Source organism: Candidatus Binatota bacterium (genome assembly GCA_012960245.1).
Classification (GTDB): Bacteria; Desulfobacterota; Binatia; order UBA1149; family UBA1149; genus UBA1149.
Window position 1 is genome coordinate 39355 of sequence record DUBO01000060.1, and the last position, 13003, is coordinate 52357.

Annotated in this window: 13 protein-coding genes and 1 pseudogene; 4 read left to right on the forward strand and 10 right to left on the reverse strand. The window is 61.1% G+C overall.

The features are described from left to right. Window positions 1-43: 43 nt before the first annotated feature. Complete coding sequence (locus tag EYQ35_11965; protein HIF64850.1) at window positions 44-2200, reverse strand: hypothetical protein; 2157 nt, start codon at window positions 2198-2200, stop codon at window positions 44-46. Further along, window positions 2200-3249: a glutathione S-transferase family protein gene (locus EYQ35_11970; GenBank protein HIF64851.1), complete on the reverse strand. Its 1050-nt coding sequence runs from the start codon at window positions 3247-3249 to the stop codon at window positions 2200-2202. The genes EYQ35_11965 and EYQ35_11970 overlap by 1 nt, the downstream gene beginning before the upstream one ends. A gap of 93 nt (window positions 3250-3342) precedes the next feature. On the opposite strand from EYQ35_11970, the gene EYQ35_11975 reads away from it, so the two are divergent. The 3 genes from EYQ35_11975 to EYQ35_11985 are packed head-to-tail and all read left to right on the forward strand — an operon-like array spanning window position 3343 to window position 5348. Beyond that, complete coding sequence (locus EYQ35_11975) at window positions 3343-4377, forward strand: serine/threonine protein kinase (protein ID HIF64852.1); 1035 nt, start codon at window positions 3343-3345, stop codon at window positions 4375-4377. A gap of 47 nt (window positions 4378-4424) precedes the next feature. Beyond that, window positions 4425-5003, forward strand: a complete 579-nt coding sequence (locus EYQ35_11980) for an acyltransferase (protein HIF64853.1) — start codon at window positions 4425-4427, stop codon at window positions 5001-5003. A gap of 24 nt (window positions 5004-5027) precedes the next feature. Next, a complete protein-coding gene (locus EYQ35_11985) occupies window positions 5028-5348 on the forward strand; it encodes a DUF3467 domain-containing protein (protein HIF64854.1) in 321 nt (106 codons plus the stop codon). 18 nt (window positions 5349-5366) lie between these two features. Here the strand turns inward: EYQ35_11985 and EYQ35_11990 are convergent, their stop codons facing one another. Continuing rightward, window positions 5367-5909 carry a LemA family protein gene (locus EYQ35_11990; GenBank protein ID HIF64855.1) on the reverse strand — a complete coding sequence of 181 codons (543 nt, stop codon included), beginning with the start codon at window positions 5907-5909 and terminating at the stop codon, window positions 5367-5369. Window positions 5910-5983: 74 nt separating this feature from the next. Here EYQ35_11990 and EYQ35_11995 point away from each other — a divergent pair. After that, window positions 5984-6073: pseudogene (locus EYQ35_11995) on the forward strand (DUF2497 domain-containing protein). A 679-nt stretch (window positions 6074-6752) separates the two neighbouring features. On the opposite strand, the gene EYQ35_12000 reads toward EYQ35_11995, so the two are convergent. The 7 genes from EYQ35_12000 to phoU all read right to left on the reverse strand — a co-directional run bounded on the left by EYQ35_12000 (window position 6753) and on the right by phoU (window position 12900). After that, a complete protein-coding gene (locus tag EYQ35_12000) occupies window positions 6753-7475 on the reverse strand; it encodes a hypothetical protein (GenBank protein HIF64856.1) in 723 nt (240 codons plus the stop codon). Window positions 7476-7545: 70 nt separating this feature from the next. Continuing rightward, a complete protein-coding gene (locus EYQ35_12005) occupies window positions 7546-8238 on the reverse strand; it encodes a phosphate ABC transporter ATP-binding protein (protein HIF64857.1) in 693 nt (230 codons plus the stop codon). Between the two features lie 76 nt (window positions 8239-8314). After that, on the reverse strand, window positions 8315-9061 hold the full coding sequence (locus EYQ35_12010) for a phosphate ABC transporter ATP-binding protein (protein ID HIF64858.1): 747 nt from the start codon (window positions 9059-9061) through the stop codon (window positions 8315-8317). Window positions 9062-9072: 11 nt separating this feature from the next. Then, the gene (gene pstA / locus EYQ35_12015; GenBank protein ID HIF64859.1) at window positions 9073-9954 is read right to left on the reverse strand and encodes a phosphate ABC transporter permease PstA; all 882 of its coding nucleotides are present in this window, start codon (window positions 9952-9954) and stop codon (window positions 9073-9075) included. Further along, window positions 9951-10817 carry a phosphate ABC transporter permease subunit PstC gene (gene pstC, locus EYQ35_12020; protein ID HIF64860.1) on the reverse strand — a complete coding sequence of 289 codons (867 nt, stop codon included), beginning with the start codon at window positions 10815-10817 and terminating at the stop codon, window positions 9951-9953. The genes pstA and pstC overlap by 4 nt, the downstream gene beginning before the upstream one ends. Before the next feature lie 101 nt (window positions 10818-10918). After that, window positions 10919-11794 carry a phosphate ABC transporter substrate-binding protein gene (locus EYQ35_12025; GenBank protein ID HIF64861.1) on the reverse strand — a complete coding sequence of 292 codons (876 nt, stop codon included), beginning with the start codon at window positions 11792-11794 and terminating at the stop codon, window positions 10919-10921. Further along, window positions 11794-12900 carry a phosphate signaling complex protein PhoU gene (gene phoU / locus EYQ35_12030; protein ID HIF64862.1) on the reverse strand — a complete coding sequence of 369 codons (1107 nt, stop codon included), beginning with the start codon at window positions 12898-12900 and terminating at the stop codon, window positions 11794-11796. Before phoU ends, EYQ35_12025 begins: the two co-directional genes overlap by 1 nt. Between the last annotated feature and the right edge of the window lie 103 nt (window positions 12901-13003).

Consider the following 13003-nt stretch of genomic DNA (forward strand, 5'->3'; position numbering starts at 1 on the left):
TGCGGCTAACCGTGTTCGTGGTCCGAAGCCCTCGCGCCAGCGATCAGCGTACCACGGCCTTGAACTGGGTTGACGTGTTCTTCTTAGTATCCAGCGGGGTAAAGCTGGAGTCCCAGCAGGTTAGTCCCGTGCTGCCGGTCGACGCATGAAGCTGCGCGGTTACGGCGACAGTCTGCTCAAAATAACGATTGAGATCGAAGGCAGCGGGCAGCGGTAGTAGTGGGCCCTTGGCCTTTAACTTGCTTCTGCTTTTTCCGGCGATTCCCGTTTTTAGTTGGATCAGCTTTACGCCGTCGTAGTCTCCGTATTTGTTCCTGTACAGGGAACCCTTGGGGCTGTGGTCTCGCCACAGGCCGTTGGGCGGTACGATGATATCGGCCAACATCTGGTCGCCGGAAACAGAGGAGTCATAAACGCAAAGGTGGTAGTAGGCGTCAAATTTGGGGTCGGCGAGTTGACCCTGGCTGACGGCCTCGCCCTTGAGCCAGGCCAATTTTAGTAATTTCTTTGCCGGGTTGGCGCTGCCCTTGACCAGCACCTTCGCTTTCGCCGACGACAGGCAACCAGCAGCCGGTGAGGCGGGGCAAGCGTAAAGCGGCAGTGTATTCGTCGTGGTCGTTGTCGTGGTGTTCAGGGTGGTCGTGGTCGTGGATACTACGAAGCCCGAACTGAAAACTATGTCGTCTATCGCTACGTCACTGGTGTAATTCGTACCTCGCTCGGCGACGAACCGCAGTCGGACGCTGCTGCCCGCACTCAAGACCACCGTCGCCAGCCGCCACAGATCCGCGCTCACACCATCGGAAGTCCAGAGCACGGTCGGCGCACCCGTCGGACACGGGATCTCCTCCAGGGTGAGGGGTCGGTGGCTGCTGCCGTAGGTGTGATACCAGAAGCTGATAGTGTCACCGCCAAGAAGCGTGAGTGGAGGCGATGTAAGGTAGGCAAGGTCTCCATCGAGACGAGGGCTGGAGGCCTCGATGTGGTAGTAGCTGCCCGACGCGGTGCCCAGGGTGTGATCGACGCCGGGGCCCGTAGCACTGGATGGAGTGGGGCCTCGACCTACCATCCATTCGAAGTCATCCCCCGTGTCACGGTGGTCCCACGCGCAGGAACTGCTTTCAAAGTCGCAGCTTAGCATCGTCAGGCAGTGGCCGGTGGCCGCAGGCTTGCTGGCCGGTTCGCAGCTGGATTCGCTGGCGCAGTTGCCGGCAGAGTCCATGCAGTGCACAGCCCGTGAGCGTGCCGGAAGTGAGCAGGAGCTCTCGCAGCGATTCCAGTTGCCGGAGTTCCAGTAGAAGCCGCTTCCGCCGGAATCGTCGAAACAGAAATTCCTGTAGTAGGCGCCGGCCGCTTCGTCCAACGGGCTCAGCCCGGCCCTGTTGCCGATTGACATACTGCCGTAGAGGGCCTGCCAGTCGGTGTACTCGGGCTCGTTAGGCTCAATGGTGGGCAGTCCGTTCACCGTGAAGCCTGTGGCGCTGTAGTGCATTATCGACCCGTAGTCGTAGACCCCGTGATCAAACGCCGAGGATGCCGAGTACTGGGCGAAGTTGTTTTCCTTGCCGGGCTCGATGTTAGCGAAGTTGATAGTCACGTAGGTGTCTCGGTCCAGCCGCGACTGTTCGTGGTAGAAGCCTAGCGCATGACCGATCTCGTGGACGGCAGCCCCGAAGCCACAGGTGCCCGTGTCGGTCAGCCCGATGCTCTGGGAGCCCCCGATGTGCCCTATATAAGAATAACATCCGCTGGCCGGCACGAAATTTATGTAGTCGCTCTGAGCAGTACGAGGCACGAGGAATATACCGACCGAGTCTGCCCAGTGCCTGATCGCGCGCTGTATGTCCTGGAAGGTGTCAGGCGCCGCGGATTCGGACAGTGAGGCATCAATCGTGTAGGGGATCGTGGCCGAGGACCAGGAAGCCGGCATCAGGCCCGCCCGGGTGTGGCTGCCGATAATCGCGTGCCCCAGCGAACCGCGTGGTTCGAAGGCCCATCCGCCGCTGACCAGCGGCCGGCAGTAGCCAACCGCGATGTCCCCTTCAAACAACGCCAGGTCGCCGTCCAGTTGCAAGGTCGTGCAAACCACGTCGGGGTCGCTCGACACCAGCGGAGCCTGAAGGGCTTGCGATGCGTTAGCGTTTGCCATCAGGAGCAGGGCAAACAAGGGACAGAAGGCCGCCTGTTTGTTTTCAAACATCAGCGGTCTTCCAGGAACAGCGCTGCGATTCCGCAGCCTGCCAGCAATTGATCGATCCAGGCCGAGTCGTCAGGTTCGAGTTCCGAATAGCGTTGGCGCAGAACGGCCAGGCACCTGGCCTGGTAGACGAAGGGTGGTTGGCTCCAGGTCGAGCTGCCTATAGTGACCTCAGTTTGCTCCTTACCGCCTTCCACCGCCGCTGCGTTGGCCAGCAGGAAGGGAGCATAGCAGCGCCCGAACTCAGCGAGCAGCGGTGCCAGGTTGTCGGCCGTTGTCTGCCGGTCGGCCCAGTCATCGGGCTCGGGCTCGACGCCGCTCTTGTCGTCCATTACGTCATTCCAGGCGCAGACCCGCGGCGCGATTTCCAGGCTGATGCTGCTCGGGGTCGGGTCAAAGTCGAGGAGCTGGGTGAGCTGCCCGTAAACGGCAAAGTCACCCGCGCCGGGCCGGCCACCCGCGAGGTAGGGGGCCCGGGAAAGCGCGTGGTCCAACGCCGCAAGTGTGCGCTTGTAGCTGTCTTCAATGAGGGCGCTGTTAGCAGCGTTGATGCCCACCAGGGAACGGCGCTCGATCTGCCTTTGTCCGAAGACATCGCCCATTTTCAGCATCAGCCCTTCTTCGGCTTCGGGCCTGCCCCAACGTGGAAGAACGGCGCTGGCCTTGCTGACGTCGGCTTCGAAGGACCAGCGGTAGTGGAACATGGCCTTGGTCATCCACTCGTCGGCGAAGTCTTCGACCAGCGCGTCCACCAGGGCCAGGGCCGGGTCGGGTGGCAGTACCGAACGGTCGGCCAGGGGTGAAGCCGCGTGCTCTTCTTCGAGTCGGCGGATCAGGGGCGTGGAGTCTATGGCTGCCTCGAGTTCGCCGTTGCCCTTGTCGAACAACAGCAGCGGCAAGAGGTCGACCTTGGCCGCTGGTAACCCGCTGTCTTCCTTGGAACCCCTGGTGATCCAGCGATAGGGGATTCTCCTGTAACGTAGCAGCGCAAGCATCTTGCGGCTGTACGGAGACCCCGGCGCTCCCACTATGATGACGGTGCTACTGCCCACTTCTGCCCGTACCTGCTCAGGCGTTTCGAGAACATAGGTTTTTCCACGCGCGCAGAGGTTTGCCAAGCCCGCGCGCCGGTGCGAGTAACAGCCATGCCCGGCCGCCAGGATACCTCAGCGTTCGGTGACCAACAGACCCGATTTTTCTACGAGCTCACCCCTGAGCGCATGCTCGACGCGGTCGAGGCCCACGGCTTACTCCTGACCGGAAGAGCGATGGCGCTCAACTCGATGGAGAACAGGGTCTACCAACTCGAGATCGAGCTCGAAGACGATCAGAAGGGGAGCCCCACTTCGTTCTGCGTAGCGAAGTTCTACAGGCCGGGACGCTGGAGTCGCGAGCAGGTACTGGAGGAGCATACTTTCCTGGCCGACCTCGCCAACGAAGAAATACCTGTCGTGCCACCCCTTGCCGACGGCGATGGCGAGACCCTGCACCTCGACGAATCTACGGGCATCATGTTCGCGTTGTTTCCCCGCGTCGGCGGCCGCTCTCCCGATGAGCTCGACGACGGACAGCTGGGCCAGCTGGGCCGCCTTCTCGCGCGCCTGCACAACGTTGGAGCCACGCGCAAATCTGAGCATCGGCTGCACATCACGCCGCGCAGCTACGGTTTGAATAACCTCGACTGGCTGGTGGATAACGACAAACTACCCGCGGGCGTTTGTGACAATTATTGCTCCACGGTTGAAACCATCTGCGAATTGTCTGAGCCCTGGTTCGAAGACGTGGCGGTGCAGCGTATCCACGGCGATTGTCACCTGGCCAACGTGCTCTGGGGAGGGCAGGGGCTGTTCCTGGTGGATTTTGACGACATGCTGGTGGGCCCTCCTGTGCAGGACCTGTGGCTACTCGTGCCCGGGCGTGATGACTACGCGCGGGGGCAGCGCGAACGCCTGCTCGAGGCCTACGAGGAGATGCGCAATTTTGACCGTGGCAGCCTGCGATTGGTGGAAGTTCTGCGTGCGCTTCGTATTGTTCACTTCAGCGCCTGGATCGCCCGGCGCTGGGAGGATCCCGCTTTTCAGAAGGTCTTCCCCGATTTCGGTAGCGACCGCTACTGGTTCGAAGAACTGGGTATTCTGCAGGAACAACTGTCGCTGGTACGCGAACAAGCGTGGGCCTGACACTGCCGGGGTTTAGAAAGAACGCGCGATAGCCGTATGGTGTCTGGATGGTTGCACGCGTGTCGCGCCTCTTCCTGAAGCTAGCCGGTTGGAAACTCGAAGGTGTCGTGCCCGAGTCTACCCGTTGCGTTATAATCGCGGCGCCGCATACTTCGAACTGGGATTTCTATTACATGCTGCTCATGAACTGGGGCTTGGGCCTTGGGGTTTCGTGGATGGGCAAGGCGCCCATGTTCAGGCCGCCGTTCTCCGGTTTGATGCGGCGCATAGGCGGTATCCCTGTTTACCGCGACAGTGGTTCCGGCATGGTCGATCAGATGAAGGCCGCGTTTGACGAAACCGATTTTCTCAGGTTGCTCATACCCGCCGAGGGGACGCGCTCTTACCGCTCGAGTTGGCGATCGGGTTTTTACCACATAGCCAGGCACTCGGGGGTACCCATCGTGCCGACCTTTCTCGATTACGGGCGGAAGATTGGTCGTGTCGGCCCGGAGATAGAAGTCACCGGCCGCGTAGGCGAGGACATGGACCTCATACGCGAGTTCTACTCGGGGGTGACGGGCCGCGTAGCCGCCAATTTCAGCGATATTGTGCTGGCCGAAGAAGAACAGGCTGCCGTCGCCTGAATAGACCGAGCAAGGGGGATAACAGTGAGCGAAGAAGGAAAGCCGGCGGGGGACAGGGCGTCCCGTCAACTGATAGTTCATCCAGACAAGAACGGCAGCAGCGAAGTCTACTCCAACCTCATGATGGTGAATCACCGCAAGGGCGAGTTCGTGCTCGACTGGCTGTTCGTTCAGCCACAAGCGGGGCCGGAGGGTCAGCCGGTGGCGTCGCTGAAGTCACGGGTAGTTACGTCGCCCGAGCACCTGAAACGCGTCGTGCGCGCGCTGACCGATAACCTGTCTCGTTACGAGGCCAAGTTCGGCGCCATAGAGGAAGGCTCAGACCCGCAACACTCGTTGCACTGATGGTTCCGGCGGGCGCGTTCAGAACTTGACTTCCGGCACGGATTTTTCTTCTTCCGGTGTTTCAAAGTAGTCGCGCCCCTCGAAGTCAAACGCGTTGGCAATGAAATTGGTCGGAAAACGCCGCCGCGTGGTGTTGTAGGCCCGCACCGATTCGTTGTAGCGCATCCGCGCCACCGACAGCCGATTTTCAGTGCCCGCCAGCTCGTCCTGCAGGCGAATGAAGTTCTGGTTCGCCTTGAGGTCGGGATAGCGCTCCATGACCACCAGCAGCCGTGAAAGCGCCGAGCTCAATTCGTTTGACGCCTGCATGGATTCCGATGGAGTGCCGGCGCCGGCTACCCTGCTCCGGGCTTCTGTCACCTTGAGCAGTACTTCTTTTTCGTGGGCCGCGTATCCCTTGACCGTGTTGACCAGGTTCGGGACGAGGTCGTTCCGCCGCTTGAGCTGGTTGTCTACCTCACCCCAGGCCGCGGTAACCGCTTCGTCCTGCCCCACGAGCTTGTTGTAGCCGCAACCTGACAGCGGTGCCGCCAGCACCAGTGCCAGCAGCGCCGCGGTCATAGCGCGAACAGGGTTTGCAGGGACATTGTCTTTTACGCTCACGTCGATTCCTCCAGGCAAAAACATTCTACCATCCTCGTCCAGCGCCGCCGCCTCCGAAGCCGCCGCCGCCACCCAGGCCTCCCAGTCCACCACCGAAGCCACCCATGCCGCTGCCTCCCCCGAAGAGGAAGGGCAGGTACATCAATCCCCTGCGCCGCCGTCTACCGAACATGCCCGGCAGCATGAAGAAAATCCACACCAGCGAAAACGGATTGAATCCCCGCCTCCGCGAATGGCGAGCAGGCGTTGCTGCTGCCTGGCCGCTCAGGGCAACCCCCGCGTCGGTGGCGATAAGCTGGGCAGCGGCAAGCGCCGCGCTGTAAATACCGGCGTCGACTTTGCCGGCCCTGATGTTGGGCATCGCGTAACGATCGAGGATTTCGCCGAGACGTCCGTCGGGCAACAGGCCCTCGAGTCCGTAGCCGGTAAAGAATCTCAACTGTCGCTGCTCCACGGCCATCAATAACAACAGGCCGTCATCCTTTTCGGCGCTACCGAGTTTCCAGGCGTCGCTCACCTTGAGGCCGTAGGCGAAAGCATCCAGCGGGGCGGTCGTGGGGACTGTGAGCACAGCCAGCTCGGCGCCGGTTTTCTGCTTGAGCTCGAGCGACAGGGCGTTGAGCGCACGCTCGGCAGCCGGTGATAATTGCTCGCCGAGGTCGATGACGGCCGCAGGCCGGGAGGGGATGGGGGTTTCCAGCTGCGGCTGGGCAGCCGAAGCCGCGGGCAGCAGGCAAAGCACGGCCAGTAACGCGGCCGCCGTCGCACGTTTGAGCAGGGGTTCCCCTTGGCCCGGACGCTTCACAGTGCGTCTATGGCCCTTACCACCGAACGGACTTCGGCCATGGCGCTGTCGGCAAGCGCTTCGCGTTCGTTCCTGTTCACGCGGCCGATCGATCGGGCCACTTCGAGGGCGCGCAGCGCGGGCAGCAGCAGTTCAAACTGCGCTTCGACGGCGGCCACGAGATCGACTGGTTTCTCCGGGCGGGGGAGGTCACGCAGGTACAGCATGCCGCGAAAAATAACTTCCATTTCGGCGGTCGCCGAGAAAAGCAGGTCGTTAAGGAGGCGCCCCGAACGGCCCGCCCCGAGGAAGCCCTCCCAGAGATGCAGCATGCGGCCCCGCGATTGAGACTCGAGCTGCAACCTGAGGTGAACGCGGTCAACGCTTATGCCCGCGAGGGGGTCGCTCTGACCCCACACCAGTTGGTGCTCGTCGGCCAGCTCGAGGAACTCCACGGGAAACACGTCGAGCGAGCTCTCAATGTAGGCCCGGTCCATGACCAGGGGCACGCTGACACGGCGCCTGCGCCATCGCGAAACCAGGGGCCTCAGCGTTTTCAGCACGGAGGGCGTTACTTCCGTGAGCAAGATGAGCAAGGCCAGCGGTGTACGGCGGCGGTTGTAGTCGGGCCGGCATATATCGCCGTACAGGCAGACCGACTCGACTTGATCGGGGAGCGCTACGTGAAGCTGCTCGAGCAACTTTTCCAGGGTACGACGGTCTCGGGCTTGAAGGTCCATGCGTTGATGATAACCCGTGGAGCGCGGGATTTCGATTGCAGTTGATCGCGCAGGGGACTGCGCCCAGGGCTCAGCCGAAGCGTCCTTCTATGTAGTCGGCAGTGCGCTGGTCTCGAGGTGAAACAAAAAGGTCCTCGGTTCGGCGCATTTCTACCAGTTCGCCCAGCAACATGAAGGCGCACTCATCACTCACGCGACGGGCCTGGGCCATGTTGTGGGTAACTATGACCAAGGAATAGTCGCCTGCGAGGTCGCGCAGGAGTTCCTCTACCTTCGCGGTAGCATCAGGATCCAGGGCCGAGCAGGGCTCGTCCATGAGTATTACCTCGGGTTTGAGCGGTAGCAGGCGCGCGATGCAGAGCTTCTGCTGTTTTTCCAGTGACAGGGTGGTCGCCTGGGTGGACAGCGAATCCTTCAAATCGTCCCAGAGGTGAACCGCGCGCAGCGAGGTCTCCAACGCTTCATCCAGGGTAGAAGCGTCTCGGTCTTTTCGGCTGAAGTGTAACCGAAGCCCGTAGAGTATGTTGTCGCGTACCGAGAGCGGCAGTGGGTTGGGTCGTTGGAAAACCATGCCAACTTTCTTTCTGAGCTCAACCAGGTCGGTGTCGGCGGAGTATATGTCGTGCTCTTGTACGACCACTTCTCCCTCGGTGCGCACACCCTCGTAGCGCTCGTTGATGCGGTTGAAGCAGCGGAGCAAGGTCGTCTTCCCACAACCCGACGGGCCGATGAGCGCACTGATTCTGCCCGAGAGAAAGCGCATGTCGAGTCCCTTGAGCGCTTCGAACTCCCCGTAAAACAGTTTCAGCCCTCGGGTCTTGATGCAGTGCTCGCCCACGTCAGCCAAACAATCCCTGCACGTACTGAAAGGTGCGCGCGTCAGCGGTCTGCCTGGAGAATATGACCTCGTTGTCGCCCACTTCCACCAACTTGCCGTTGAGCAGCAGGGCCGTACGGTGTGCCAGGCGCTTGGCCTGGAGCACGAGGTTGGTGACGAGCACGATGGTCATATTCTCGTTGAGTTCCTTGAGTACTTCTTCGATCTTCATCGTCGTCACCGGGTCAACGGCAATAGAAAATTCGTCGAGGCAAAGAATCTCGGGGTTCAGCGAAAGCGCCCGCGCTATGGTGAGGCGCTGCTGTTGACCGCCTGACAGGCGCGTGCCGAGGTCATCGAGCCTGTCCTTGACTTCATCCCATAGCGCCGACTGCTTGAGACAGCGCTCTACTGTTTCGTCGAGTACCGTGCTGTTTTTTTCGCCCGCCATACGGGGAGCAAACGCCACGTTGTCGTACACGGTCATGGGCAGTCCCACCGGGAGAGGAAACACCATGCCAATCCTGCGGCGCAGCAGCGAGGGGTCGCGGTACTCGGTTACGTCGTGTCCGTCCACCTTCACGGTGCCGCTGACCGATGCAAGCGGAATGGTTTCGATCATGCGGTTTATGCAGTTGAGCAAGGTGGTCTTGCCGGAATTGGCAGGCCCGATGACAGCCATTATTTCATTGCGACGCACGTCGAGGGTCAGCTGGTCGAGCGCCGGCTTGCCCGCGTAGCTCACGCTGAGCTTATCCACCTCTATCATCGGCGACGCGCTTACCACTTCCTGTTTCTCCTGAGGTAAGTCCGAAAGGAGATCGCGAACAGGTTTACCAGTAGCACCACGCTTAGCAGTACGAGCGCGGTAGCGTAGGGGATAGCCTCGGGCACGTTGGGTACCTGGGTCGAGACCGTGAACAGGTGCATCGAAAGCGCCATGCACTGGTCCTGGACCGACTGGGGAAGGAAGGGGAGGTAGAAGGCCGCGCCGGTAAACATGATGGGGGCTGTTTCGCCGGCAGCGCGCGAAACCTGGAGGATGACCCCGGTGAGTATCCCCGAGATCGAGTTGGGCAGTACCACGTGTCGTATGGTCTGCCAGCGGGTCGCGCCAAGTGTCCAGCAGGCTTCGCGAAAGGCCATGGGCACTGCAGCGAGCGCTTCCTTGGTGCTCGCGATGATGACCGGCAGGGTCATGATGGCCAGGGTCAACGAGGCCGAGAGTATGCTGGTGCCAAGGCCGAGAAAGAGTACGAACACGCCCACGCCGAACAGGGCGTGCACTATGCTCGGGACGCCCGCCAGGTTTACGATGGCGAGGTTGACCATGCGTGTCAGCCAGTTCGCCTTGGCGTACTCGTTCAAATAAATGCCCGCCATTATTCCTACCGGTGCCGACACTGCGAGTGAGACACCCACCAGCCAGAGCGTACCCACTATGGCCGGGAACACGCCACCGGCCGTCATGCCCGCCGTCGGCGCCTCCAGGAGGAACTCCATGCTCAGTGCGGGGGCGCCGCGTATGACCAGCAGGCCGAGGATGGCAGTGAGAGGCAGGATAAGCAGCGCCGTTACTCCCGCCAGTACCGTTTTGCCCACGCTTTCAACGCGCCGGTTGGCATTGGTGCGGGCGCTGGTGGCAAAGGGTGAGGCGTTCATCGTGACGACCGCCCCCTGACGATGAGGTCAGCCGCGAGGTTGACACCGAAGGTCAGCAGGAAGAGCAGGACCCCGACCGCGAACAGGGCTTGGTAGTGATCGCTGCCGGCAGCCGTCTCGCCCAGCTCGGCGGCGATGGTCGCGGTCAGTGTGCGAACCGAATCCAGTGGGCTACCGGGAATCTGCACCGCGTGACCGGTGGCCATGAGCACTGCCATGGTCTCGCCGATGGCGCGGCCGACACCGAGCAGCACGGCGGCCAGCAGGCCACTGCGCGCGGCCGGAAAGAGCACCTTGCACGCTGTCTGCCAACGCGTGGCACCCAGGGCCAGCGATGCCTCGCGGAAAGAGTCAGGCACGGCCTTGAGCGCGTCTTCGCCGATGCTCACGATTATGGGCACGCTCATCAAGCCCAGTATGATCCCGCCGTTTAGGACGTTAAGGCCGATGGGCGCGTTGAATACTTCGATTATCAGCGGATTCATCACGGCCAGACCAATGAATCCCCATACCACCGAGGGAATGGCGGCCAGCAGCTCGATGGTGATTTTCAGGCCTTCTTTGACCGAGCCACTGGTGAACTCGGATATGAAGAGCGCCGAGCCGAGGCCAAGCGGAACCGCGATGAGCATGGCCAGTCCCGTGACGCTCACGGTACCCGCGAGCAGGGCAAGGGTACCGTAGCGCTTGTTAGACAGCGAAGTCGGGTACCACTCGGGGCTGGTCAGGAACTCCACGAAGTCCATTTTTTCGAAGATGAACTCCGACGCGGTGGAGAATACGAAGAAGAATATGGCGAAGACAAAAAGGATCGCGCTGAAGCCGCTCGCCTTGATCGCGAATTCAATGACGCGCTCGAACACGCTTCCGGCCCGCGCCTTGCGATCGTCGTCAGGGGGTGACGTAGCCTGTTGTGGGTTCACGTCCTGTTTTGCTGTCGCGTCTGCGACGGTCTAAAGGGCCGTCAGTGGACCGGGATGAAGCCGCTTTGCGTGACGATAGCCTGGCCCGCTGGCGACAAGATCCAATCCAGATAATCCTTAGCTGCACCGTCGGCCTCTCCGATGGTGTACATGTACAGGCCCCGCGCGATGGGGTAAGCGCCCGACGCCGCTGTCTCGGCGTTGGGAGATACGCAGGCCTCGCCGTCGTTGGTAGATATGCAGACTGATTTAAGCTTCTCGTTCGCGTAACCCATGCCGCTGTAACCGATGGCACAGGGGGTGTGGGTCACCAGGTCAACAACGTCCTTGCTGCCCTGCATGTCTCGCGAGCCGAGCTTGAAATCACCGGTTTTACCGAGCACGGTTTCCCTGAAAAAAACGTAGGTGCCTGAATTGGACTGCCTGCTGATACGTATGATCTCCTGCTTCGCGCAACCGGGCACCTCGATGCCGAGGTCGGTCCAGGTGGAGCACTTGCCACCCTCGCCGTAAACACAGGCCAGCTGTTGTATGGATAGCTGCTCGGCCGGGTTGTTCTCATGAACGAAGACGACGATGGCGTCGCGGGCTACGGTGTGCTGCACAGCGGCGTTCAGGCCGTTTTCCTTCATCGAATCGTGTTCTTCGGATTTTATTTCGCGGCTGGCGTTGGCAATGTCGACCTTGCCGTTTATGAGGGCGGCGATGCCCGTTCCCGAACCTCCCCCGCTCACCACCACGGCGACGTCGGTCTTGACGCGGCTGTAGTTCTCCGCCCAGGCCTGGGCCACGTTGACCAGGGTATCAGACCCCTTGTTCTGCAGTACCGTGCGGTCGCTGTTCGAACTGCTGCAGGCGGTCAGGGCGATGAGCGCGGCGCAGAGCAGGTACCGGGGCTCGCCCGGGATGATGGGCATCACTTGTGGGTTACCTCTTCGAGAGCGGCACTGGTTGTTCCGTGCAGGCTGTGGATCAGGTTGGTTACGCGTTCCACCAGGACATGGAAAACTTCTTCGTAGCTGGTTTTCTTATCAGTGGCCGGGTTGGCCACGTCCCATTCGAGTGCGATTGTCCGGTAACCGAGGCGGGGCAGTGCGTCGGCAGCTTCTGCGCCCAGCGCGACAACGGCCTTGTACTGCTTGATGCTGTCCAGGGAGCTGAGGTCGGTAGGCGTGTGGCTCGAAACATCGATGCTCATCGCGGTGAGGAATTTGACTGCCTCGGGGTCGGGGGCTCCGGCGTCGACGCCGGCCGAGGAGAATAGCATGTGGTCGCCACCTATGGTGCGGCCGATGGCCTCGGCCATGAGGCTCCTGCAGGAGTTCGATGACGAGACGAACAGTATGCCGATGTCCTTGCTCAAGCGGTGCCGCACGTTCCTGCCGCTTACGATGTAGGCCACCTCGTCGCAGATGTTGCCGGCCTGATCGGCCACGCGCTCAAAACGGTTGGCCACCGACAGCAGCGAGAACAACAGCGACATGTCTGATTTTGTTTTTGGATGCGAAGCTACAAGGTCCGCGTAGATCTCCTGGTGTAAGCGGTTGGCTTTTGCGTCGAGGTGCTTGGTCTCTTCGGCAAGCTCGATGTCCTCGTCGAGAAAAGATCGCAGCGCCTGCCTGAGCATTTCAATTGCGACGGCCGCGAGCTTTTCAAATTTTTCGAAGTCGGGGCGATCCGCGACGTTGCTGATCTCGATGGCCTGTCGGCTGATGCTTTCGGAGTAATCACCGACCCGCTCCAGCTCACTGACGATCTTGGCCACAGAGTGGGCAAACCTGAGCTGGGCTGCCACGGGGATGTGCCTGACCATGAAATCTACGGTCATGGAGTCAACCCGGCTTTCGAGGTCGTCTATGCGCGAATCGCGCAGGATGCACGAATAGGCCAGCGTGGTGTCCGCCGCGACGAGGGCCTTGACCGAGTCTTCGAGGGCCCGCAACGCCAGGTCTCCCATCTCGCGCACCTTGTCGCGGATGGCCGAAATGTCGTGTTTTAGTAGTTCTTCGAGGTGGGTAGTCACTGGGTCCCCGCTGCAGCTGGCCCGGTCAAAGGCCGAAGCGCGCTAGATGGTTTGAGTGGGCTGATTCAGCAGCGTTTAGCAGCAGGTTGGGAGATTGCAAATA

Excerpts from the sequence above, each read along its gene's own strand:
- EYQ35_11965 (HIF64850.1), bottom strand. The coding sequence starts at position 2,200 with ATGTTTGAAAACAAACAGGCGGCCTTCTGTCCCTTGTTTGCCCTGCTC.
- EYQ35_11975 (HIF64852.1), top strand. The coding sequence starts at position 3,343 with ATGCCCGGCCGCCAGGATACCTCAGCGTTCGGTGACCAACAGACCCGA.
- EYQ35_11980 (HIF64853.1), top strand. The coding sequence starts at position 4,425 with ATGGTTGCACGCGTGTCGCGCCTCTTCCTGAAGCTAGCCGGTTGGAAA.
- EYQ35_11990 (HIF64855.1), bottom strand. The coding sequence starts at position 5,909 with ATGACCGCGGCGCTGCTGGCACTGGTGCTGGCGGCACCGCTGTCAGGT.
- EYQ35_12000 (HIF64856.1), bottom strand. The coding sequence starts at position 7,475 with ATGGACCTTCAAGCCCGAGACCGTCGTACCCTGGAAAAGTTGCTCGAG.
- EYQ35_12005 (HIF64857.1), bottom strand. The coding sequence starts at position 8,238 with ATGCGCTTTCTCTCGGGCAGAATCAGTGCGCTCATCGGCCCGTCGGGT.
- EYQ35_12010 (HIF64858.1), bottom strand. The coding sequence starts at position 9,061 with ATGATAGAGGTGGATAAGCTCAGCGTGAGCTACGCGGGCAAGCCGGCG.
- pstA (HIF64859.1), bottom strand. The coding sequence starts at position 9,954 with ATGAACGCCTCACCCTTTGCCACCAGCGCCCGCACCAATGCCAACCGG.
- EYQ35_12025 (HIF64861.1), bottom strand. The coding sequence starts at position 11,794 with ATGCCCATCATCCCGGGCGAGCCCCGGTACCTGCTCTGCGCCGCGCTC.